This is a genomic window from Nocardioides sp. Leaf307 (genome assembly GCF_001423135.1).
Lineage (GTDB): Bacteria > Actinomycetota > Actinomycetes > Propionibacteriales > Nocardioidaceae > Nocardioides > Nocardioides kribbensis.
In genome coordinates this window covers 555993-577683 of sequence record NZ_LMNY01000001.1, presented here as the reverse complement: position 1 = coordinate 577683, position 21691 = coordinate 555993, and the positions used below count along the sequence as shown (strand labels likewise).

The window sequence follows — 21691 nt, the reverse complement described above, 5'->3', positions numbered from 1 at the left end:
CATCACGTCGCCCCCGGTCATGCGAGGAGCCTACGGCCACACCGGTGATGCCCAGACGCCGTCCGCAGCGCCGGCATGGCTCGCGACCCGACGCCAGGCCCGGACCTCCGACTCGACGCCCCGCCGCCATGTGCGCACCGCGGCGTCGAGGAGGTCGCGGTGCTCCGCCTCGGTGATGCCGTGCGTCGTCAACGCAGCAACGAGCGGCCTCGGGTCGGACGATCCGGTGAACTCCCTGATCTCCCACGCCATGCGATAGGCACGACCGAAACGCTGCTCCAGGTCGCGGTCGACCCGTCGCGGGGCGTGGCCGCTCGACGAGGTCCGAGGGAGCATCAGGTGGAACACGGAGTGCGGCCTCCAGGGTCGGTGACTGCTCGCGGACGGGCTTCGGGTCGGGACGTGGTGCGATCCTCGCCCCGACACGCTCCCGGAGCAACGGCCGAAAGGCCCGATTCCGTCGTCCGATCGGAGGAGTGGCGGGCCCTCGGCGCACCGGCGTCTCCTAGGCCGAGCTCCACAGGAGCCAGCACGCCACCGATCCGACGCCCCAGGAGGCGATCACCGGGACGTCGCCCGTGTTGAGACCGTGGTCGGCGTCCAGCGACCAGAACGTCGCGCCGGCCCACCAACCGTGTCCTGCCACCAGGAGCAGCGCGCAGACCGTGAGGGTCACGAAGAGACCGACCGCCGCGACACGCTGCATCGCGCCAGCGTAGCCATGGCGCCCTCCCCGCCTGCGCCGGCGGGCGGTGCCCCGACCGGAGCGTCCGTGACACTGGTCCCACCCCCGTGCATTCACGGGCCGGAAACCCCGTGGATACAACCATCGGCGAGGCTGGCGGCACGGGCGTCGTGAGACGTCGAGCCGGCCGAGTGGCGATGACGCGGCAGACGACTTACATTGGAATGGATTTTACATTTGTGCCTCCGGCGATCTCGGCGCCGTCTGGCACAGCACGGGGGGACGACGACGTCACTCCATCAAGCGACCCGTTACTCAGGGCGGGACGACGTGGGGGCACGTATGAGCACGATGCATGACACTCGACCGAGCACAGCCGAGGTGACCGGCGCCAAGCGCGCCTTCCGTTACCTGCCGACGAGTGCCCTGGTGATCGACACCGCCATCCTCGCCTGCGTGGGGGCTCTCGCAGCGATCGGACGACGCGAGCTCGATGTCTTCGGGGATCCTGCGAACGTCGAAGGGACGCTCACGGTCGCCGGGCCTCTCATGGTCGCCGGCTGGCTGGCGGTCATCGCGGCTCTGGGCGGCTACCGGCAGGAGGTGTTCGGTGCCGGCACCGACGAGTACAAGCGCGTCTTCAACGGTGGGCTCGTCGCGGCCGGTCTCACCGGTGTCGGGTCCTACCTCACCGACTTCGAGCTCTCGCGCGGATTCTTCCTCATGTCCGTCGTCCTCGGCCTGCCGTCGCTGCTGCTCGGGCGGTTCCTGTTCCGTCGCGCCCTGTACAGCGCGCGACGCCGAGGCAGCTTCGGCCAGCGCGTCCTCATCGCGGGGACACAGGCCCACATCGACGAGATCGCGGCGGTGCTGAGTCGCGAGAGCTGGCTCGGTTATCGCGTCATCGGCGCGCTCACGCCGGCGGCCGATGATCGCGAGGAGACCCCCGGCGGGATCCCGGTGCTCGGAGACGCCGAGGAGGCCAGTCTCCGCGCGGCCGCCGTGGGAGCGGACGTCATCTTCTTCGCAGGGGGTGCTCTGGGCTCAGCCGGGCAGCTGCGCCGCACGGTCTGGGAGCTCGAGCAGACCGAGACCAAGATCCACGTCGTGGTGGCCCCGAGCGTCACCGACATCTCGGGGGAGCGCATCCGCGTCCGCCCTGTCGGCGGACTGCCGCTGATGCACATCGACCCGCCGACCTGGACCGACGCGTCGCGCTGGGGCAAGCGCGCCTTCGACGTCGCGGGCTCGCTCCTGCTCATCATGGGCATGGCACCGTTCCTCCTGGCCATCGCAGCCACCGTGCGCATCTCCGACGGCGGCCCGGTGTTCTTCAAGCAGACCCGGACCGGCCGTCACGGAGACGAGTTCGGGTGCTTCAAGTTCCGCACCATGGTCGTCGACGCCGAGGCCCGCCTCGCTGCGCTCCACGCACAGGCCGGCTACGACGGCGGGCTGTTCAAGATGAAGGACGACCCGCGGGTGACCCGTCCCGGCCGCCTGCTGCGGCGTCTGTCCCTCGACGAGCTCCCTCAGCTGTTCAACGTGCTGCGCGGCGACATGAGCCTGGTCGGCCCACGCCCCCCGCTGCCCCGCGAGGTCGCGGGCTACGAGGTCGACGCAGCCCGGCGCCTGCGGGTGCGCCCCGGCATGACCGGGCTGTGGCAGGTGTCGGGGCGCTCCGACCTGTCCTACGACGAGGCCATCCGCCTCGATCTCTACTACGTCGACAACTGGTCGATGCTCCAGGACCTCTCCATCCTCGGGAAGACCGTGGGCGCGGTGTTCGCCTCCCGCGGCGCCTACTGACGCCTCCCGGGCCCGCCAGCACCGCGACGTGCGGACGACGAAGGCCCGCTCGCCCCGAGGGGCGAGCGGGCCTTCGTCGTCCGGGCCGGCGTCAGGCGCCGTGTCGCCCGTAGTCGTCCTCGAGCCGCACGATGTCGTCCTCACCGGTGTAGTGCCCCATCTGGATCTCCACGATCTGGAGGACGGTGTCCTCCTCGTTCATGATCCGGTGGGCCTGACCGATCTCGACGTCGACGGTCTGCCCGGGCCCGGCGACCACGGTCTCGCCGTCGATGACGCAGGTGGCCTTGCCGGTGACGACGAACCAGTGCTCGGCGCGGTGCTCGTGGGTCTGGTAGCTGAGCCGCGAATGCGGATTGACGTCGATGCGCTTCACCTTGAAGCCCTCGTCCTCATCGAGGACGTGCCAGGCCCCCCATGGACGTTCTCCGGTCTCTCCCACCACGTGCTGTCCCCCCTGTGATCGTCGCGTGCCGCGCTTGTCCGGCGGCACGCCTCCGACGGCGCCTCGGCGCAGCCGTCGGTAAAGGCTAAGGCCTGTTCAGCGCGCGAAACACCGCTGACGCCGAAATGTCACCGCCTGGTCAACGAGAGCAGCGCGGGCCGCACGTCGGCGAGGTAGACCAGCGCCGCGATGAGGAAGATCAGGTTGAGGAACGAGATGGGCGAGCCCAGCAGGAGCACGTTGACCGCCACGCCGATGCCGAGGATCAGGCACCAGGCCGGCTTCGTCAGCTTGCCGGCCGCCTCGTAGGCCTCGCCGGAGAACATCAGCGCGTTGACGAAGGTGAAGATCTTCACCACGAGGATCACGAAGGCCACGACGAGGTAGAAGTTGAGCTCGAGCTCGGTCACGTTGGGCACGCCCCGAGCCTAGCCAACGACGCCCCGCTCGGGGGCGCGACGCCCTCCGACGGCGTTCTGCCCACCGAACGACGAGACCCCCGGGCCAGCGGGCCCGGGGGTCTCGTCGTCGTGCGTGAGTCAGAACAGCATCAGCTGGTCGTCGTCGGGGTCTCTTCAGTCGCCGACCTTCTTGGCGGCCTCGGTGACGGCCTCGGTGGCGGCGGAGGCCGTCTTCTTGGCCGTGGTGGTGGTGGCCTTCGCGCTGCTCTGGGCGGGCGCCGAGGTCTTCTTGGCCGTGGTGGTGGTCTTCTTCGCGGCGGTCTTGGCCGTGGAGGTGGTCTTCTTGGCCGCGGTCTTGGCGGTGCTGCGGGTCGAGGCGGCGGCCTTCTTCGCGGTCTCGGCCGTGCTCTTGGCCGAGGTCTCGGCCTGCTTCGTGGTGGCCTCGGCCGACTTCTTGGCCTGGGTCGCGGTCGTCTTGGCGCGGGCCTTGGTCGACTTGGCCTGCTTCACCGTGGCCTGGGTCGACTCCTGCTTGCGGATGCGCCCGACGAGGACCTCGCCGCGCTTGGCCAGGTCGGCGTAGGCCGAGGTGGCGGTGTCGACGTTCTCGTTGACGGCCGACTGCACGCGCGTGGGGAGCGCCTGGAGCTCGGCGACGCGGGCCTCGATGGCCTCGCGGCGGGCCTTGGCCTCGTCGGTGATGGTCTCGACACGGTTGCTGACCGCGGTGGTGGCCTTGTCGCGCAGGGCGGCAGGCTTGAGGCCGTTGACCTTGGCGTGCACGTCCTTCTGCACGTCGGAGACCTTCTTCTGCACGTCGGCGACGTAGTCGCGGACCGCCTCGACGGCGAGGTCGGCCACGCCGGCACCCGCGTAGAGGCCCTTGGTCGCCTCGGTCTTGATGTCGAACTTGGCCTTCGCCATGTCTGTTTCCTCCTGTGGGGTCGGTCCGGCTCCGTGCCGGACCTGGGTGGTGGTCGCTCAGGCCTCGTCGCCGGTCGCGGCCGGGGAGGTGCTGCCCTGCCCGGTGGCGTTCAGCGCGAGGAAGCTCTGGTAGACGTCGAGCAGGGACTGCTTCTGCCGCTCGGTGAGCGCCGTGTCGTTGAGCACGGCGATCTCCACGCTGCCGCCGACGCCGTCGTCGGGGCTGACGATGCCCGCGTGGATGTAGAGCTGCTCGGCCGAGATGCGCAGCGCCTTGGCGATCTGCTGGAGCACCTCGGCGGAGGGCTTGCGCAGCCCGCGCTCGATCTGGCTGAGGTAGGGGTTGGAGACGCCGGCCTGCTGGGCGAGCTGCCGCAAGGAGAGCTGCGCGGTGGTGCGCTGCTCCTTGAGGTAGTCGCCGAGCGAGACGACGGTCTTGCCGACCTTTCCCTGTGCCATGCGTTCCATAGTGCTAGCAATTGCTAGCGCTTGCAAGCGCTAGCACTGTGCACCGCCTCACACGGCGGGGCCTATTCCCGCTAGCACCGCTAGCACACCCTTCCGGATGAGCTCAGAAGCAGGCCACGATCCGCCCGACCGGCACTCCCCCGCCCAGCAGCACCAGCTCACCCGTGCGCCGCACGGCCTCCCCGTCCACCCACTCCTCGGCGTCGATCCCGCTGCGCCGCAGCGCCTCGGCCATCAGCACCGGGCGCACTCGCGGGGCGCCGTCGTCGGTCTTCAGCGCGAAGGCCCGCCCGTCGGGCAGGGCGACGGCGTAGCAGGACTCCGCGCCCGCCTTCCCGATCGCACCCGGCAGGGCGGTGAGCAGGGTGAGCTCGTCGCGTCGGCTGCCCGACACGTTCTGCGGGAAGGCGCGGATCGCCTCGGCGATCCGGCGCTCGGGGCCGTCCTCGGCCACCGCGAGGGCGCGGAAGGCCCGCGCGAGACCGACCAGCGAGGTCGACAGCAGCGGCGCGCCGCACCCGTCGACGGCCACGGTGTCGACGCCCTCGCCGGTGAGCCGCTCGAAGGTGGCCCGGAGTGCGACCTGGAGCGGGTGGTCGGCGTCGCGGTAGGTGGCGAGGTCCCAGCCGTTGACCGCGCAGGTGACGAGCATGGCGGCGTGCTTGCCCGAGCAGTTCATCAGCACGGGCGCCTTGGCGCCGCCGGCGCGGATGACGTCCTCACGGGCCTGGTCGTCGAGCGGGTAGTCGGCCGGCGTCAGCAGCAGGCTCTCCTCGAGCCCGGCGCCGGCGAGGATGCGCCGGACGCCGTCGATGTGGAAGGGCTCCCCGGAGTGCGACGCGCAGGCCAGCGCGAGCAGGTCGGGCGGCAGGTCGAGGCCGGCCTCGACCATGCCCAGGGCCTGCACCGGCTTGTTGCACGAGCGCGGCAGGATCGGCGTCTCGACAGCGCCGACCGACCACTCCGCGGCTCCGTCGGCGCCCAGCGCCACGACCGATCCGTAGTGGTGGCCCTCGACGAATCCGGAGCGCTGGATCTCGGCGACGACGACGGGCATCTCGGCTGCTGGCTGGGCTGAGGACATGCCCGCGAGGTTAGCCGCGTGCCCCCTCCCGACCGACGCCGAGTCGACCGCTCAAGTCCCCTCGATTACTCCGCTTAGGATGGCGGCCGTGTCCGCCTCCTCCGTGCCCCAGCACTGCCCGACCCCACGAGAGCTCGACGACCTCGAGCTGCTCACCACCGGGGCCCTCGCGCCGCTGACGGGCTTCAACCAGGACGGCAGCGTCGTGACGCTGACCCTCCCGACCGACGTCGACGAGGCGGCCCGGGCCGCCGGTGCCGTCGAGCTGGTCGACCCCGAGGGCCTGCCGCTGGCGCGCGCCCCCTGGCCGACCGGACCGGTCGAGGCCCTGACCCACGCCCAGTACGGCCCCTTCCGCGACCGCTACCTCTCTCCCAGCAGCGTCCGACGCCGCCACGCGGGCCGCACCTTCGTGCCCGTCGCCGGCCCGCTGAGCCTCGACCAGCTCGACCGGCTGCGCGAGGTCGGCCCCGTCGCGCTGCTCGCCCTCGTCGGCACCGGTACGGCGGACCTGTCGCCGGTCGCCCTGGTCCGGGCCACGCTGGCTGCCGCCGCCTCGCTGCCCGACGCCGTCGTCGTGGCCGTGCCGCTGGCCTCCCACGAGGACGCCGAGGGCGATCACGCCCTCGGCGTGCAGGTCGTCGAGACCTTCGCCGCCGGCGACCCGGTGCTGGCCCTCCCTGACGCCGGCGACGACGCCGATCTCCCTGACGACGTCGCGGCCATCGTCGACCGCGACCGCCCGGCCCCCGAGGACCAGGGCCTGGTGCTCTTCTTCACCGGCCTCTCGGGCAGCGGCAAGTCGACCTTGGCCCAGGCGCTGATGGACCGCGTGCTCGAGCAGGGCCGGCGCAGCCTGACCTCCCTCGACGGCGACGTCGTGCGCCGCAACCTCTCGGCCGGCCTGACCTTCTCCAAGGCCGACCGCGAGACCAACATCCGCCGCATCGGCTGGGTCGCCGCCGAGGTGTCCCGCCACGGCGGCCTGGCCGTGTGCAGCCCGATCGCCCCCTTCGACGAGACCCGCCAGCAGGTGCGCGAGATGGTCGACGCCGCCGGCGGCGCCTTCTTCCTGGTCCACGTCGCCACGCCGCTCGAGGAGTGCGAGCGGCGTGACCGCAAGGGGCTCTACGCCAAGGCCCGCCGCGGCGAGATCCCCGAGTTCACCGGCATCTCCTCGCCCTACGAGGAGCCCGCAGACGCCGACGTCCGCGTCGACACCACGGGCCGCTCCATCGACGACGCCCTGCACGACGTGCTCGTCGCCCTGCGCGACGCCGGCTACCTCGACCTCCTGTCGGGCGCTCACCGTCCCGCGGCACGCGACGACTCCTCCACCCCGGCGACCCCCGCGACCCTGTCGACGGAGCCCACGCCGTGAGCGCGCCCGCGTCGCCCGCCACCCGGATCGATGATCTCCTGCGCGTCGTCGTCCCCGCCCTCGTCGGATCCAGGAGGATCCCCGCATGACCGAGATCCTCACCCTGACCGCGCTCTCGATCCTCGCGGCGGGCTTCCTCGTCGGGATCGTCGTGGGGCTGACCGGCATGGGCGGCGGCGCCCTGATGACGCCGGCCCTGATCTTCCTCGGTGTCGGCGGCGGTGAGGCGGCCACGATCGTGACCGCCGACCTCACCGCGGCGGCCGTCTACAAGACCGGCGGTGCCGCCGTGCACGCCAAGGAGGGCTCTCCGAACTTCAGGATGGCGGGCTGGCTGATCCTCGGCTCGGTGCCGATGGCCTTCGCCGGGCCCTACCTCGTGCACTTCTTCACCACCGACGAGGAGCAGCTCGACCGCGTCCTGAAGCTCAGCATCGGCTTCGCGCTGCTGCTGGCCGCCTTCACCTACGCGCTGCGGCTCTACGTCAACCTGCGCCGCGTGCGCGCCGGCGGCCCCACCGGCGACCCCGACCCCAAGGTCCGCCCGATCCCCACGCTGCTCGTGGGCGCCCTGGGCGGCATCCTGGTCGGCATCACCAGCGTCGGCTCCGGCTCGGTCATCATGATCGCGCTGCTCATGCTCTACCCCGGTCTGTCCGCGGTGAAGCTGGTCGGCACCGACCTGGTCCAGGCCGTGCCGCTCGTGCTCGCCGCAGCCATCTCCAACATCGCCATCAACGGCCTCGACTGGGGCATCGCGATCCCGCTCATCATCGGCTCGGTGCCCGGCACCATCCTGGGCAGCAAGATCGCCCCCAAGGTGCCGCAGTCGTTCATCCGCCGCGGCATCGTGGTCGTGCTGACCATGTCGGGCGTCGCGCTGCTCGACAAGGCCGGCTGGGCGCCCCTGGGCCGCGAGGAGACCCACCCGATCCTCATCGGCGTCATCGGCCTGGTCATGGCCGTGCTGGTGCCCGTCGTCTGGGGCTTCCTGCGCAAGGGCCAGGGGCTGCCGATGTTCGGCGCCCCGACCGTCTCCGAGCTCGACTCGTGGTCCTACGGCGGCTCGCGCACCGACCGTGCGGCCGCACGGGCGGGCGTCGGGGAGGGGTCAGGCCCGACCGACGACCGGCCAGTCGGATAGCACCGGGCGGTCGATCCAGGTCGGGCCCTCGTGCTCGAGGGCCTCGAGGTCGGCGTCGACCATGAGCCGGGCCAGCTCCGGCACGTGCACGGTGGCCTTCCAGCCCAGCTCGGCCTCGGCCCTGCCAGGATCGCCCAGCAGCGCGTCCACCTCGGTGGGCCGCAGGTAGCGCTCGTCGAAGCGGACGTGGCGCTCCCAGTCCAGACCGACGTGGTCGAAGGCCGCCGCGACGAAGTCGCGCACGCTGAAGTCACGGCCGGTCGCCAGGACGTAGTCCTGCGGCTCGTCGGCCTGCATCATCCGCCACATGCCCTCGACGTACTCCGGGGCGTAGCCCCAGTCGCGGACCGCGTCGAGGTTGCCGAGGTAGACGTGGTCGGCCCGGCCGGTCTTGATCGCCGCCACCGCGCGCGTCACCTTGCGGGTCAGGAAGGTCTCCCCGCGCCGGGGGGACTCGTGGTTGAAGAGGATGCCGCTGACCGCGAACATCCCGTAGCCGTCGCGGTAGTTGCGGGTCATCCAGTGCGCGAAGACCTTCGAGACGCCGTAGGGCGAGCGCGGGTGCAGCGCGGTGTCCTCGCTCTGCGGCGGGTTCACCGCGCCGAACATCTCCGAGCTCGACGCCTGGTAGAACCGCGCCGGCACGCCGCTGGCCCGCACCGCCTCGAGCAGCCGCACGGCCCCCACACCGGTGACGTCGGTGGTGTGGGCCGGCTCGTCGAAGCTGACCCTGACGTGCGACTGCGCCGCCAGGTTGTAGACCTCGTCGGGCTGCACGCGCTCGACGAGCTGGATCAGCCGTCCGGCGTCGGTGATGTCGCCGTGGTGGAGCAGCAGTCGCGCATCGGGGTCGTGGACGTCCTGGTAGAGGTGGTCGATCCGCGAGGTGTTGAAGGTCGAGGACCGCCGGAGGAGGCCGTGCACCTCGTAGCCCTTGCCGAGCAGCAGCTCGGCCAGGTACGAGCCGTCCTGTCCGGTGATACCGGTGATGAGAGCGCGCTTCATGGAACCCCTGCGTCCGACGATGGTGACGCAACGCTAGCGGGGGCCCGGACCGCCGACCGCCCCCGCCGCCCCCGCGACCGCCCGGCACGCCGGTGCGCACCGGGCCGTCCGTCCGGCCCGCTTTGTGCCCTATGACGCGCGACAACGTGGACGTTTCATGCCCCGGGCCGCGCCGGGTCTACGATGAGGGCTGCTGTCCCGAGGAGAGGTCCCCTTTCGCATGCCCGAAACGCACGCCGACTACCGGCTGAGCCAGCTCGACCAGCTGGAAGCGGAGTCGATCCACATCTTCCGTGAGGTCGCTGCGGAGTTCGAGAAGCCCGTCCTGATGTTCTCGGGCGGCAAGGACTCCATCGTGATGCTCCGCCTCGCCGAGAAGGCCTTCTACCCCGCGAAGATCCCCTTCCCGGTGCTGCAGGTCGACACCGGTCTCGACTTCCCCGAGGTGCTCGCCACCCGCGACTCCTGGGCCGAGCGCCTGGGCCTGCGCCTGATCGTGGCCTCGGTCGACCAGGCCATCGCCGACGGCATCGTCGTCGACGACGGCAAGACCAGCCGCAACCGCCTGCAGATCGGCACGCTGCTGAACGCGCTGGAGGAGGGCCAGTTCACGGCCGCCTTCGGTGGCGGTCGCCGCGACGAGGAGAAGGCCCGCGCCAAGGAGCGCGTCTACTCCCACCGCGACGAGTTCGGCCAGTGGGACCCGAAGATGCAGCGCCCCGAGCTGTGGAGCCTCTACAACGGTCGCCTGCACGAGGGCGAGCACATGCGCATCTTCCCGATCTCCAACTGGACCGAGCTGGACATCTGGGACTACATCGGTCGCGAGGGCATCGAGATCCCCTCGATCTACTACTCCCACCAGCGCCGCGTCTTCGAGCGCGACGGCATGCTGCTCAGCGAGAACGACCTCAACCCGCTGCGCGCGGGCGAGACCGTCACCGAGCGCACCGTCCGCTTCCGCACCGTGGGCGACCTCAGCCAGACCGGCTGCGTGGAGTCGGACGCCGACACCATCGAGAAGATCATCGAGGAGGTGGCGGTCGCCCGGGTCACCGAGCGAGGCGCCACCCGCGGCGACGACCGCTTCTCCGAGGCCGCCATGGAAGACCGCAAGAAGGAGGGCTACTTCTGATGGCCGCCAGCGACACCGAGACCACCGAGACCATCACCACCAACATGGACCTCCTGCGGTTCGCGACCGCCGGGTCGGTCGACGACGGCAAGTCGACCCTCATCGGCCGCCTGCTGCTCGACTCCAAGTCGATCTTCGAGGACCAGATGGAGGCCGTCGAGGCCACCAGCCAGTCCAAGGGCTACGACTACACCGACCTGGCGCTGCTGACCGACGGTCTGCGCTCGGAGCGCGAGCAGGGCATCACCATCGACGTGGCCTACCGCTACTTCGCGACGCCCAACCGCAAGTTCATCATCGCCGACACCCCGGGCCACGTGCAGTACACCCGCAACATGGTCACCGGCGCCTCCACCGCCGACCTCGGTCTGGTGCTCGTCGACGCCCGTCAGGGCCTCACCGAGCAGTCGCGCCGCCACGCGGTGATCCTGTCGCTGCTGCGGGTGCCCCACCTCGTGCTCGCCGTGAACAAGATGGACCTCGTCGACTACTCCCAGGAGGTCTACGAGAAGATCCACGCCGAGTTCACCCAGTTCGCGACGAAGCTCAACATCCCCGACCTCGAGGTCATCCCGATCTCGGCCCTGGCCGGCGACAACGTCGTCAACCGCTCCGAGAACATGGGCTGGTACTCCGGGCCGACCCTCATGCACCACCTCGAGCACGTGCACGTCGCCTCCGACCGCGACCTCATCGACGCACGCTTCCCCGTGCAGTACGTCGTGCGCCCGAAGTCCGACGAGCACCACGACTACCGCGGCTACGGCGGCCAGGTCGCCGGCGGCGTCCTCAAGCCGGGCGACGAGGTGGTCGTGCTGCCCAGCGGCATGACCTCGAAGATCGCCGGCATCGACCTCTTCGACCAGGAGGTCACCGAGGCGTTCCCGCCCATGTCGGTGACCGTGCGCCTCGAGGACGACGTCGACGTCTCGCGCGGCGACATGATCGCCCGGGTCAAGAACGCCCCGCAGCCCAGCCAGGACATCGACGCGATGGTCTGCTGGATGACCACGGCGCCGCTCAAGCCGCGCCAGAAGCTGGCCATCAAGCACACCACCCGCAACGCCCGTGCCCTGGTCAAGGACATCCAGTACCGCCTGGACGTCAACTCGCTGCACCGCGACCAGGAGACCAAGGAGCTCGGGGTCAACGAGATCGGTCGCGTCACCCTGCGCACCACGGTGCCGCTGCTGTGCGACCCGTACTCGAAGAACCGCACCACCGGCTCGTTCATCCTCATCGACGAGGCCACCGGCATCACCGTCGGCGCCGGCATGATCAACAACGCCGGCTGATCCACGCCCGGCACGACGAAGGCCCCCGACCGCGAGGTCGGGGGCCTTCGTGCGTGCCGGCGGGTCGTGCCCGCGGGTCGTGCTCAGATCGCGACGACGACCTCGGCGACGCTGCCGACGGCGGCGTGCACCCTCTTGTCGACGGGCTCGGCCTTGGGGGCGAGGGTGCGTAGGGTCCACTCCCCCTCGCCGGCGAAGAACCGGAAGTGACCGGTGGCCGAGGTCGGGACCTCGGCGGTGAACTCGCCGGTGCGGTCGAGCAGGCGCACGTAGGCGTTGCCGACGGGCTCGCCGTCACGCACGACCTGGCCCTGCACGATGGCCTCCTTGGCGACGTTGACGCCGTCGAGGGACAGGCCGCCCTCGGTCGCGCCGCACATCAGGCGCCCTGCCCGTCGGCCTGGCCGGGCTCGTCGCCGAGGGCGACGGGCACGCCGACGAGCGAGCCGTACTCGGTCCAGGAGCCGTCGTAGTTCTTGACGTTCTGGTGGCCGAGGAGCTCCTTGAGCACGAACCAGGTCAGCGACGAGCGCTCACCGATGCGGCACAGGGCGATGGTGTCCTTGGAGTCGTCGATGCCGGCCTCGGCGTAGAGGGCCTTGAGGTCCTCGTCGGACTTGAAGGTGCCGTCGTCGTTGCAGTTCTTGCTCCACGGCACGTTGATCGAGGTCGGCACGTGGCCGGCGCGCTGGGCCTGCTCCTGCGGGAGGTGGGCCGGGGCGAGGAGGCGCCCGGCGTACTCGTCGGGGCTGCGCACGTCGACGAGGTTCTGCGCGCCGATGGCGGCCACGGTGTCGTCGCGGAAGGCGCGGATGGAGCGGTCCTGCTCCGAGGCGGTGTAGCTGGCCTTGTCGCGGGTGGGCAGCTCGTCGGTGAGCTCACGGGAGTCGAGCTCCCACTTCTTGCGACCGCCGTCCATGAGCTTGACGTCGTCGTGGCCGTAGAGCGTGAAGTACCAGTAGGCGTAGGCCGCGAACCAGTTGTTGTTGCCGCCGTAGAGGATCACGGTGTCGTCGTTGGAGACGCCGCGCTCGGAGAGCAGCGCCGAGAACTGGTCCTTGGCGACGAAGTCGCGGCGCACCTGGTCCTGGAGGTCGGTGGTCCAGTCGAGCTTGATGGCGCCCTTGATGTGGCCCTTGTCGTAGGACGTGGTGTCCTCGTCGACCTCGATGACGACGACCTTCGGGTCGTCGAGGTGGTCCTCGACCCACTGGGTCGAGACGAGGGAGTTCTCGCGGCTCATGTCATTACCTTTCTGTTGCGCCCTGCGGCGCGGGGGTCTGGTGTGTGCTTCGTCGGAGGGACGGCGCTCAGGCGGTGGCGCGCTTGATCAGGAGGTACATCTCGCAGCCCAGGCAGAACCGGAAGACGGCGTTGAGCAGGGCGGCGACGAGGGCGAGGCCGATCGCGACCTGCGCGAGCAGCACGACGCCGGTCAGGTAGCCGACCAGGGCGACCAGGGTGAAGACGAGACCCACCGTCTGCGCGAAGCGCGGCGGGGCCGGGTCCTCGAGGTCGTCGGGCGGCGAGAGCCGCGGGCGCACGACGGTGCGGAACAGCCAGGCGTGGGGCGTGTGCTGCACGCCGCGCGCCGCTCCGAGGGCGAAGAACGCGGCCTGCACCGCCGTGAGCACGGCTGCCGGGGTCGGCGGCAGCACCAGCACGACCAGGAGGACGACCGCGGTGAGCGTGGCGGTGAACTGCGGCCCGCGGGGGTCGATGCCGGCGCCGGTCGGGGCGGACGGGCGAGTGCTGGTGGTGGACATGTCTCTCCTGCTCGGACGAGGGCGGCGGCGCTGGAGCGCCCCGCTGGCGGGTCGAGGGACGACCGCACCGAGATTACTGCACTGGACCAGTCGACTTACGAGTCGAGACGCGGCAGCTCGGTCAGGGCATGCGACACAGCGAGGAGCGCACGCGGCAGTGGTCCACTGCGCGCCGCTTCGTCAGCCAGGTCGAGGACATGCGTCCAGGGTACGGCGACCCGTCGCTCACCGACGACACGACATCTCGCCTCGTGAGACGACGGTCCGCATGGCGGACATCGGATCGGACGCTCACGCCCGGCCGAGCGCCTGCAGCACCTGCTCCTTGCGTGGGGCGCCCGCGGCACGGGCGATCTCCACGCCGGCGGCGTCGAGGACGAGGGTGGTCGGGGTGCGGAGGACGTCGAGGCGCCGGACCAGGTCGAGGTGGTGCTCGGCGTCGACCTCGAGGTGCACCACGCCGGGCACGACGTCGGCGACCTCGCTCAGGGTGCGCTTCGTGGCCCGGCAGGGCGCGCAGAAGGCGCTGGAGAACTGCAGCAGGGTCGCCTGCCGGCCGAGCCGGGCGGAGGGGACGGCCTCGAGGACCGCCTGCCAGGTCGCCGGAGCGCCGGCGACCGGCGCCGCCGCGCGCTGCCCGTCCGTCGGCGGGGCGTCGTCAGCGGACGGCTGCGCGGCCGCCGTCTCGGCGCGCGCCGAGGAGAAGCGACCGTCGGTGCGCAGACGGTGGAGACCGAAGGCGAGGGCGACGACGACCGCGGCCAGGGCGATGACGATTCCGGAGGACACGGGTGGTCAACCGCACGGTGCCGGCCGTTGTTCCGGTCACTGCCCCGGCCGCCGTCCCGGTCGCCGTCCCGGTCGCCGCGCCTAGCCGCCCGCGAACGGCGGCAGGAACTCCACCGAGCCGCCCGGCTCCACGAGGACGGTGTCGGGGTCGCGACTGCCGACCGGCTGCTCGCCGACCAGCGTGGAGCACACCGCCAGCACCGCGGGCAGGTTGGTGCCCGGATGGAGCGCGGTCGCCCGGCGTACGACCTCGGCGAGCGAGATCGGGCCGCTCACGTCGATCCGGTCGCCGCCGACGCCGGCCGCCGCCTTGGCGCCGGCCCAGTAACGAACGTGGATGATTTCGGTCTCATTCACTTTGGAACCTTCCAATGTGTCCCCGGAGTTTCCTAGTGTGTCCTGCGTAGCACCTCGCCGGAGCCCAGCGTTGCGTTTCGGTCGCCTGCCCCATCCTCTGGGAGGAGACCACCGTGAGCACTCTTCTACTGCTGACCAGTGCCCTGCAGCCGTCCGCCGAGGTGCTGCCCGGGCTCTCGCTGCTGGGACACCAGGTCAAGATCCTGCCCTCCGAGGGGAGCGCACTGCTCGAGGCCCCCGACTCCGACCTCCTCCTGGTCGACGGACGACAGGACCTCGCCCACGCCCGCGACCTGTGCCGGCTCATCCGCACCACCGGCACCGACGTGCCTGTGCTGCTCGTGGTGACCGAGGGCGGCCTGGCCGTGGTCAACCACGACTGGGGCATGGACGACGTCGTGCTGCACACCTGCGGGCCCGCCGAGCTGGAGGCGCGGATCAAGCTGGCCATCGGCCGGCTCAACGCCCGTCGCGAGGCCGCCGACCCCGACGCCCACGTCATCCGCTCCGGCGAGGTCGTCGTGGACGACGCCACCTACACCGCCAAGATCGGCGGCCGGTCGCTCGACCTCACGTTCAAGGAGTTCGAGCTGCTGAAGTTCCTCGCCCAGCACCCGGGCCGGGTCTTCAGCCGCCAGCAGCTGCTGCAGGAGGTCTGGGGCTACGACTACTTCGGCGGCACCCGCACCGTCGACGTGCACGTGCGACGGCTGCGCGCCAAGCTCGGCCCCGAGAACGAGACCCTCATCGGCACCGTGCGCAACGTCGGCTACCGCTTCGTGCTGCCGACCAAGGAGAAGGGCGCCGTCGACGCCGACGCGCGCACCGGGCGGTCGGTCGACGCCTGACCGGGGCCGCTCGCTCCGTCAGCCGCCCTCCGCCGTGCGGAGCCGGCGGCGCAGGGCGGCGACCTCGTGCTCGAGGGCGAGGACCCGGGCGATGCCGGCGAGGTTGAGCCCCTCGGCCAGCAGCTCTCGGATGCGGTGCAGGGTGGCGATGTCGCCCTCGGAGTAGAGGCGGTTGCCGCCGTCGGTGCGCTCGGGCGTCAGCAGTCCGCGGCGCTCGTAGACGCGCAGGTTCTGCACCTCCATGCGCACCATCCGGGCGGCCACCGAGATGGCGAAGACGCCCTCCTGGGTCGTGCTGTGCTGCGTGGTGCGCTGCTGTGTCGACACGGTCCACCTCCGCGCTTGAACGTACGTCATCTCTGCGGTACAACAAACCTATAACCGCCGATACACATGACGGGCTCACGCAGACCGTCACCACCGGATCAACCACCAGAGACGACCAGGAGGAAACGCCATGCTGCTGCGCACCACCGACCCGTTCCGCGACTTCGACCGCCTGACCCAGCAGCTGCTGGGCACCACCAACCGCCCGGCCGCCATGCCGATGGACGCCTGGCGCGAGGGTGACCGCTTCGTCATCGAGTTCGACCTGCCCGGCGTGGCGCGCGACAGCATCGACCTCGATGTCGAGCGCAACGTCCTGACCGTGCGCGCCGAGCGCGTGCGACGTAACGGCGACTGGGAGCGCCTCGCCTCGGAGCGCACGACCGGCAGCTTCAGCCGCCAGCTCGTGCTGGGCGACAACCTCGACCTCGAGCGCATCGAGGCGACCTACGACGACGGCGTGCTGCGCCTGGTCGTGCCGGTGGCCGAGAAGGCCAAGCCGCGCAAGATCGAGGTCGGCTCCGCTGCTCCGCAGGAGACCGCCGCGCTCGAGGCGTGAGCACCCCGCCGGGGTGAGTGGGAGGAGGGCCCGGGCGAGTCCGCCCGGGCCCTCGCTCGTGTCAGCCGTCCTCGCCCCGCGACGTGCGCAGCCGGCGGCCCCTCTCGACGTCCTCGCGGCGCTTCTCCTCGGCCTTCTCCAAGCCCTTGGTCATGCGCGGAGGCAGCTGGAGCTCCTCCTCGGCGGGCAGTCCCGCCTGCAGCTCGCGGCCCCGCTCGAGCTCGGAGTCGAGCTCGGCGCCGAAGAGGAGCGCGAGGTTGGTCAGCCACAGCCACAGCAGGAACACGATGACGCCGGCCAGCGAGCCGTAGGTCTTGTTGTAGCTGGAGAAGTGGGCGACGTAGAAGCCGAACGCCGCCGAGACGAGCACCCAGGTGAGGATGGCCAGGACGGCACCCATCGAGACCCAGCGGAACTTCGGCTGCTTGATGTTGGGCGTCACGTAGTAGAGCAGCGCCACGATCAGCACGACTACGGCGAGCATGACCGGCCACTTGGCGATGCTCCACACCAGCACCGCGGTGTCACCGAGACCGATCGCGTCGCCGACGGCCTGCGCGGCGGGACCCGTGACCACGAGCCCCACGGCCACCAGGGCCACGAGCACCACCAGCACGGCGGTCAGCGCCAGCATCACGGGGCGCAGGACGTAGAACGGGCGCCCCTCGCCGGTCTCGTGGATGCGGTTCATCGCACGGCCGAAGGAGCCGACGTAGCCACTCGCGGACCACAGGGCGGTGGCGAGACCGATGACCAGCGCGAGGCCGGCCCCGGGCGCCGCGGCCAGCTCCAGCAACGTGGGCTCGACCGTGTCGGCGGCCGACCCGGCGCCGACGTCGCGCAGGATCTGCAGCAGCGTGTCGACCGTCTCCGGGCCGCGCCCCACCAGGCTGACCAGCGACAGCAGCGCGATCATCGCCGGGAAGAGGGCGAGGACGGCGTAGTAGGTCAGCGACGCCGCGACGTCGGTGCACTGGTCCTTGGAGAACTCGCGCATCGTCTTGCGCGCGACGTAGAGCCAGGAGCGCCTGGTGAGGTCGGTCGGCGAGTCGGGCTTGCCGTCGTCGTCGGGGTCGCGGTGCTCGCGCGCACGCGTCGTGGCTGCGGGCTCGGCGCTCGTCTCGGGGTGGGGGCTCATCCCTCCACCGTCCTCGCCCGCGCCCCGGGCCCGCGCCACCCTGCGGGGTGGACGCCCGACGCCACCTAGGGTGGCCGGCGTGGACGTGATGGAGCAGATCGAGCGGATCGCTGCGGCGGCCGAGGCGCACGACGGGGCGGCACCGCTCGACGAGGCCACCTGGCGCACGCTGCGGCGCCACCCCGAGCGCGCCCGTCACCGGGTCGTCGACGGTGGCTTCGCGCTGGTGGTCGGGCGCGAGCTCACCGTCGTGGTGGACCCGCCCGCGCGGGGCGCCGGCGTCGCGTCGGGGCTGGTGTCGGCGGAGCTGGCCGAGGCCGGCGAGGGCGAGCTGCTGGCGTGGTCGCACGGCAACCACCCCGCGGCGGCGGCGCTGGCCGCGGCGCACGGGTTCGAGCGGGTGCGTGACCTGTGGGTGATGCGGCGGGCCATGGCCGAGCCGCTGCCCGGTCTCGTCGTGCCCGACGGCGTCACGGTGCGCTCCTACGTCGACACCGACGCCGACGAGGTCGTGCGCGTCAACGCCGCGGCCTTCGCCCACCACCCGGAGCAGGGGGCGATGGACCGGGCCGAGCTGGCCGAGCGGATGGCGGAGGCGTGGTTCGACCCCGCGGGCCTCGTCGTGGCGGAGCGCGACGGCTCGCTGGTCGGCTTCCACTGGACCAAGCAGCACTCCCCCGACCTCGGTGAGGTCTACGTCGTCGGCGTCGACCCGGTGGCCCAGGGCCAGGGCCTGGGCCGGGTGGTCACGCTGGCGGGGCTGCACCACCTGGCCGGGCTCGGGGTCGGCGAGGTGCTGCTCTACGTCGAGTCCGACAACGAGGCCGCGGTCGCGACGTACTCGCGGCTGGGGTTCGGGCACGCTGCGCCCGACACCCACGTGCAGTACCGCCGGGACTGACGAGCCCGGGAGCGCCTCGGCTCCGCCTCAGCGCAGCGGGCGCACGTGCAGGCCGACCTCGGGGTCGACGACGACCTCCTGGGCGGCGGGCATGCCCTCGACGTCGAGGGTCGCGTCGAGGGGCACGTTGCGCTTGACCATGGCCAGGGCGATGGGGCCGAGCTCGTGGTGGCGTGCGGAGGTGCCGACGAAGCCGATGACCTTCTCGCCGTGGCGCAGCTCGGCGCCGCGGGTGGGCAGCCGGTTCTCGGTGCCGTCGAGGTGGAGCAGGGTGAGACGCCGCGGCGGACGGCCCAGGGTGTGCACGCGCGCGACGGTCTCCTGGCCGCGGTAGCAGCCCTTGTCGAGGTGCACCGCGGGGCCGACCCAGCCGGCCTCGTTGGGGATGGTGCGCGCGTCGGTGTCGAGACCGTGTCGCGGCTCGCCGCGGGCGATGCGCAGCGCCTCGAAGGCCCACAGGCCCGCGGCCGGGCCGGCGGCGGCGGCGTACGCGTGGAGCTGGTCGCGGGGCACGAGGTCGTAGCCCTGGGTGCTGGCGCGCCAGGTCACCGCGAGGTCGGCGGTGACCTCGGTGAGCTCGACACGGGTCATGAACTTCATCCGCTCCAGGAAGCCCAGCAGCGCCCCGGCGGCGCCCGGCTCGGTGTGGGCCACGAAGGCCTCACCGTCGTCGACGCCGGTGAAGGCGTGCTCGACGTGGCCCTGCGGGCTGAGGATCAGGGCGGAGGTCCAGACACCGGGGGCGAGGCCGGTGAAGTACTGGCTGGTGAGGCTGTGCAGCCAGGTGAGCCGGTCGGGGCCCTCCAGGCGCACGACGTCGCGGTGGGAGAGGTCGACGAAGCCGTTGCCGGCCTCGAGCGCGCGCTGCTCGGTGTTGAAGGAGCCGTAGTGCGCCGCCACCGGGGCGTCCGCACCGTCACCGGCGACCGCGCCGGGCAGGGAGAGCAGCGGGCTGGGCGTCGGGCGGGGGTCGCTCACGGGATGTCCTCACGGTTGGCCGAGCAGTCCTGGCAGTGGCCGAAGACCGTCAGGTGCCCGATGTCGACCACGAACTGCTGCTCGGCGGCCAGGCGTCCGACCAGATCGGCGGCCACGTCAGCATCAACGGAGGTCACCCGCTCGCAATTCCGGCAGACCAGGTGGAAGTGCTCGTGGTCGGTCACGGAGTGGTACGTCGGGGCCCTGTCGGACAGGTGGGCGTGACGGACCAGGCCGAGCTCCTCGAGCACCTCCAGCGTGCGGTAGACGGTCGAGACGTTGACCGCGGTGGAGTGGCGCCGCACCTCGGCCAGCACCTCGTCGGGCGTGGCGTGGCCGAGCCGCTCGACCGCGGCGAGGATGAGCTCGCGCTGCGGGGTCAGCCGGTAGCCGCTGCCGCGCAGCCGGCTGCGCAGGTCGGCCGGGGGCCGGGCGCCCCCGGAGGCGGACGCGTGGTCGTGCTCGTGGTCGGCCATCGGCGGGTCAGGCCCTCTGCAGGCGCGCCCACAGGTGCGGCTGGAGCGCCTGGCCGACCGCGGCCATGTCGTAGGCGTAGAGCAGGTCGCCCTCGACGTTGCCGTAGAGACGGTGGCCGGCGGTGACCTCCTTGGCGGTCTCGGTGCGCGCGACCGCGTCGGTGGCGAGCTCGAGCTTGCCGTCGGCGGCCTCGCCATACCAGATCTCCACGAAGCCGGTGTTGTGCGTGAGCAGCAGCTCCACCTTGCCGGCCTCGGGGCAGCGCAGGAAGCCGGTCTCCTGGGCGGCGTCGCGGACCTTCTCGCCCTGCTCGTCGACGATCCACGAGCGCGCGAAGTAGTGGATGAAGGGGCGACCGTCCTGCTGGAAGATCAGCTCCTGCTGGTAGTCGTAGGGCTCGATCGTCGGGTAGTCGCCCTTGCCGCTGCCGCGCCACGTGCCGAGCATCCAGGCCAGCGGGCCGCAGTGGGGGTGAAGGTTGTCAGGGAGCTGGAAGACCACCGGGTCACTCTAGCGGCGCGCCCTCCCGCCCACCGACGGCCGAACACCTGCTCCGTGGTGGTGCCGCGCTGGCTGACGCCGGGCCCCCACGGCGACCGTGCGCCGCTCCCCCGGTGCCGGTGTGCACGGCGGAGTGACGCCCGAGCAGGGCCGGGCGTCCAGCCCGGGCCACCTCCCTGCGCGCCCTCTACCGTGGGGCCATGCCCCGCTCCCTCGTCGTCAAGGTCACCTGCGCACAGGGCGACCCCGAGCGCGCCAACCAGGCCTTCACCGTGGCCGCGGCCGCCGTGGCCATGGGCGCCGACGTCTCGCTCTGGCTCACCGGCGACGCCGCGTCCTACGCCGTGGCCGGTCGCGGGCCCGACCTCGGGCTCCCCCACGCCACCCCCGTCGCCGACCTGCTCGACACCGTGCGCGAGCTCGGCCGGGTGACCGTGTGCTCGCAGTGCGCCACGCGACGCGGCATCACCGAGGCCGACGTGCTCCCCGGGGTGCGCGTGGCCGGCGCCGCGGTGTTCACCGAGGAGGTCCTCGCCGAGGGCGTCCAGGCGCTCGTCTACTGACCCCGTGCGCTCAGGGCGGGGCGGCCCCGGGGCCGAGAGCGGGCCGGCGCGGCTCCGCCGTACGGGGTGAAGAGCGCGGGCCGCCGCGGCTGACATCGTGGACCGGAGGGCGTGCGCCGGTCCGGCTCCGCGTCCTCGGGCGAGAGGAGTCAACGGTGCCCCCGGACCACGACTCGGTAGTGGTGCAGCAAGCGGTCGGGGTGGTGTGCGGCCTGACGGGGGTCTCGCCCGGGGACGCGGCGCGGGCGATCGAACGGGACGCCGCGACCCTGGGCCAGTCACCGGAGAGATTCGCGGAGTCGCTGTTGAGCCGATGGTCGGCGGCCCTCGAGGGTGATGCCGCCCAGGCTCGTCTCGCGCTGGGTCCGCTCCTCGACGAAGCCATGGCCCGCACGGTGACGCAGCGCCCCGCTCACTCGGCCTCCGAGCACGGTCATGCAGCCGCCGAGGACCTGACACGTCTCGCCGACCAGCCCCGCGACCACCCCGTCGCCGCCACCTCGGCATCTGATGGGGATCCCGGTCTCGACGCCGAGGAGAGCGCCCACCTGGCCGAGGCGCTGGGTCTGCCGCCCTCCTCTGCTGCGCCCCCGCAGGACGACGTCCGACGGGCCCCGCCACCACCGACGGGTGGCGCATCCCCCACCGACCGCTCCGACGACGAGGACTGAGCCGGCTCCGGGCCCGCCGGTGCGGTCGAGGCCGCAGCGG

28 protein-coding genes are annotated in these 21691 nt (G+C 71.8%); 10 read left to right on the top strand and 18 right to left on the bottom strand.

Translation table 11 applies throughout. The annotated features are described in order from the left end of the window. Positions 1–30: 30 nt before the first annotated feature. Both ASF50_RS02670 and ASF50_RS02665 read right to left on the bottom strand, forming a co-directional pair. Positions 31–348, bottom strand: coding sequence for a hypothetical protein (locus ASF50_RS02670; RefSeq protein WP_056903393.1), 318 nt, complete (start codon positions 346–348; stop codon positions 31–33). Positions 349–505: 157 nt separating this feature from the next. Beyond that, positions 506–706: a hypothetical protein gene (locus tag ASF50_RS02665; RefSeq protein WP_056903392.1), complete on the bottom strand. Its 201-nt coding sequence runs from the start codon at positions 704–706 to the stop codon at positions 506–508. Between the two features lie 360 nt (positions 707–1066). On the opposite strand from ASF50_RS02665, the gene ASF50_RS02660 reads away from it, so the two are divergent. After that, the gene (locus tag ASF50_RS02660; protein WP_056903391.1) at positions 1067–2494 is read left to right on the top strand and encodes a sugar transferase; all 1428 of its coding nucleotides are present in this window, start codon (positions 1067–1069) and stop codon (positions 2492–2494) included. Between the two features lie 91 nt (positions 2495–2585). Here the strand turns inward: ASF50_RS02660 and ASF50_RS02655 are convergent, their stop codons facing one another. The 5 genes from ASF50_RS02655 to ASF50_RS02635 all read right to left on the bottom strand — a co-directional run bounded on the left by ASF50_RS02655 (position 2586) and on the right by ASF50_RS02635 (position 5816). Further along, a complete protein-coding gene (locus ASF50_RS02655; protein WP_235557606.1) occupies positions 2586–2936 on the bottom strand; it encodes a phosphomannose isomerase type II C-terminal cupin domain in 351 nt (116 codons plus the stop codon). Between the two features lie 131 nt (positions 2937–3067). After that, the gene (locus ASF50_RS02650; RefSeq protein ID WP_056903389.1) at positions 3068–3358 is read right to left on the bottom strand and encodes a DUF2516 family protein; all 291 of its coding nucleotides are present in this window, start codon (positions 3356–3358) and stop codon (positions 3068–3070) included. A 156-nt stretch (positions 3359–3514) separates the two neighbouring features. Beyond that, a complete protein-coding gene (locus ASF50_RS02645) occupies positions 3515–4264 on the bottom strand; it encodes a hypothetical protein (RefSeq protein WP_056903388.1) in 750 nt (249 codons plus the stop codon). A gap of 57 nt (positions 4265–4321) precedes the next feature. Next, complete coding sequence (locus ASF50_RS02640) at positions 4322–4723, bottom strand: helix-turn-helix domain-containing protein (RefSeq protein WP_056903387.1); 402 nt, start codon at positions 4721–4723, stop codon at positions 4322–4324. 112 nt (positions 4724–4835) lie between these two features. Beyond that, positions 4836–5816, bottom strand: a complete 981-nt coding sequence (locus ASF50_RS02635) for an asparaginase (RefSeq protein ID WP_056903386.1) — start codon at positions 5814–5816, stop codon at positions 4836–4838. Between the two features lie 88 nt (positions 5817–5904). Here ASF50_RS02635 and cysC point away from each other — a divergent pair, with 88 nt between their 5' ends. Continuing rightward, complete coding sequence (gene cysC, locus ASF50_RS02630; RefSeq protein WP_235557534.1) at positions 5905–7197, top strand: adenylyl-sulfate kinase; 1293 nt, start codon at positions 5905–5907, stop codon at positions 7195–7197. An 85-nt stretch (positions 7198–7282) separates the two neighbouring features. Beyond that, positions 7283–8341 carry a sulfite exporter TauE/SafE family protein gene (locus ASF50_RS02625; RefSeq protein ID WP_082500106.1) on the top strand — a complete coding sequence of 353 codons (1059 nt, stop codon included), beginning with the start codon at positions 7283–7285 and terminating at the stop codon, positions 8339–8341. On the opposite strand, the gene gmd is transcribed toward ASF50_RS02625, so the two are convergent. Continuing rightward, positions 8309–9346 (bottom strand): GDP-mannose 4,6-dehydratase, encoded by a 1038-nt coding sequence (gene gmd, locus ASF50_RS02620; protein ID WP_056903385.1) that lies wholly within the window; start codon positions 9344–9346, stop codon positions 8309–8311. The genes ASF50_RS02625 and gmd overlap by 33 nt on opposite strands. A gap of 220 nt (positions 9347–9566) precedes the next feature. Between gmd and cysD the strand changes: the two genes are divergently transcribed. After that, complete coding sequence (gene cysD / locus ASF50_RS02615; protein WP_056863431.1) at positions 9567–10481, top strand: sulfate adenylyltransferase subunit CysD; 915 nt, start codon at positions 9567–9569, stop codon at positions 10479–10481. Further along, positions 10481–11776 carry a sulfate adenylyltransferase subunit 1 gene (locus tag ASF50_RS02610; RefSeq protein ID WP_056863430.1) on the top strand — a complete coding sequence of 432 codons (1296 nt, stop codon included), beginning with the start codon at positions 10481–10483 and terminating at the stop codon, positions 11774–11776. Before cysD ends, ASF50_RS02610 begins: the two co-directional genes overlap by 1 nt. Positions 11777–11859: 83 nt before the next feature. Here the strand turns inward: ASF50_RS02610 and ASF50_RS02605 are convergent, their stop codons facing one another. The 5 genes from ASF50_RS02605 to ASF50_RS02585 all read right to left on the bottom strand — a co-directional run bounded on the left by ASF50_RS02605 (position 11860) and on the right by ASF50_RS02585 (position 14688). After that, positions 11860–12156 carry a DUF1416 domain-containing protein gene (locus ASF50_RS02605; RefSeq protein WP_056863429.1) on the bottom strand — a complete coding sequence of 99 codons (297 nt, stop codon included), beginning with the start codon at positions 12154–12156 and terminating at the stop codon, positions 11860–11862. After that, complete coding sequence (locus ASF50_RS02600) at positions 12156–13019, bottom strand: sulfurtransferase (RefSeq protein WP_056903384.1); 864 nt, start codon at positions 13017–13019, stop codon at positions 12156–12158. Before ASF50_RS02600 ends, ASF50_RS02605 begins: the two co-directional genes overlap by 1 nt. Positions 13020–13086: 67 nt before the next feature. After that, positions 13087–13542, bottom strand: a complete 456-nt coding sequence (locus ASF50_RS02595) for a DUF4395 domain-containing protein (protein WP_056863427.1) — start codon at positions 13540–13542, stop codon at positions 13087–13089. Positions 13543–13833: 291 nt separating this feature from the next. Beyond that, complete coding sequence (locus ASF50_RS02590) at positions 13834–14331, bottom strand: thioredoxin family protein (protein ID WP_056863426.1); 498 nt, start codon at positions 14329–14331, stop codon at positions 13834–13836. An 81-nt stretch (positions 14332–14412) separates the two neighbouring features. Further along, positions 14413–14688: a MoaD/ThiS family protein gene (locus ASF50_RS02585; RefSeq protein WP_193666281.1), complete on the bottom strand. Its 276-nt coding sequence runs from the start codon at positions 14686–14688 to the stop codon at positions 14413–14415. A 113-nt stretch (positions 14689–14801) separates the two neighbouring features. Here ASF50_RS02585 and ASF50_RS02580 point away from each other — a divergent pair, with 113 nt between their 5' ends. Next, positions 14802–15536: a response regulator transcription factor gene (locus ASF50_RS02580; RefSeq protein WP_056863425.1), complete on the top strand. Its 735-nt coding sequence runs from the start codon at positions 14802–14804 to the stop codon at positions 15534–15536. 18 nt (positions 15537–15554) lie between these two features. Here the strand turns inward: ASF50_RS02580 and ASF50_RS02575 are convergent, their stop codons facing one another. Next, a complete protein-coding gene (locus ASF50_RS02575; protein WP_235557533.1) occupies positions 15555–15863 on the bottom strand; it encodes a MerR family transcriptional regulator in 309 nt (102 codons plus the stop codon). A gap of 130 nt (positions 15864–15993) precedes the next feature. On the opposite strand from ASF50_RS02575, the gene ASF50_RS02570 reads away from it, so the two are divergent. Then, a complete protein-coding gene (locus ASF50_RS02570; RefSeq protein WP_056863424.1) occupies positions 15994–16422 on the top strand; it encodes an Hsp20/alpha crystallin family protein in 429 nt (142 codons plus the stop codon). Between the two features lie 61 nt (positions 16423–16483). Here ASF50_RS02570 and ASF50_RS02565 read toward each other — a convergent pair whose 3' ends face one another. Further along, positions 16484–17560, bottom strand: a complete 1077-nt coding sequence (locus ASF50_RS02565; RefSeq protein ID WP_056863423.1) for a YihY/virulence factor BrkB family protein — start codon at positions 17558–17560, stop codon at positions 16484–16486. A gap of 88 nt (positions 17561–17648) precedes the next feature. Between ASF50_RS02565 and mshD the strand changes: the two genes are divergently transcribed. Next, complete coding sequence (gene mshD, locus ASF50_RS02560) at positions 17649–18461, top strand: mycothiol synthase (protein ID WP_056863587.1); 813 nt, start codon at positions 17649–17651, stop codon at positions 18459–18461. A 27-nt stretch (positions 18462–18488) separates the two neighbouring features. On the opposite strand, the gene ASF50_RS02555 is transcribed toward mshD, so the two are convergent. The 3 genes from ASF50_RS02555 to ASF50_RS02545 are packed head-to-tail and all read right to left on the bottom strand — an operon-like array spanning position 18489 to position 20417. Beyond that, positions 18489–19439 (bottom strand): YgfZ/GcvT domain-containing protein, encoded by a 951-nt coding sequence (locus tag ASF50_RS02555; protein WP_056863422.1) that lies wholly within the window; start codon positions 19437–19439, stop codon positions 18489–18491. Further along, positions 19436–19915 carry a Fur family transcriptional regulator gene (locus tag ASF50_RS02550; protein ID WP_056863421.1) on the bottom strand — a complete coding sequence of 160 codons (480 nt, stop codon included), beginning with the start codon at positions 19913–19915 and terminating at the stop codon, positions 19436–19438. The genes ASF50_RS02555 and ASF50_RS02550 overlap by 4 nt, the downstream gene beginning before the upstream one ends. Before the next feature lie 7 nt (positions 19916–19922). Further along, positions 19923–20417, bottom strand: coding sequence for an FABP family protein (locus ASF50_RS02545; protein ID WP_056863420.1), 495 nt, complete (start codon positions 20415–20417; stop codon positions 19923–19925). Positions 20418–20617: 200 nt separating this feature from the next. Here ASF50_RS02545 and ASF50_RS02540 point away from each other — a divergent pair, with 200 nt between their 5' ends. Next, positions 20618–20980, top strand: coding sequence for a DsrE family protein (locus ASF50_RS02540; RefSeq protein ID WP_056863419.1), 363 nt, complete (start codon positions 20618–20620; stop codon positions 20978–20980). A gap of 305 nt (positions 20981–21285) precedes the next feature. Then, complete coding sequence (locus ASF50_RS02535; RefSeq protein ID WP_156697799.1) at positions 21286–21651, top strand: hypothetical protein; 366 nt, start codon at positions 21286–21288, stop codon at positions 21649–21651. Positions 21652–21691 lie beyond the last annotated feature (40 nt).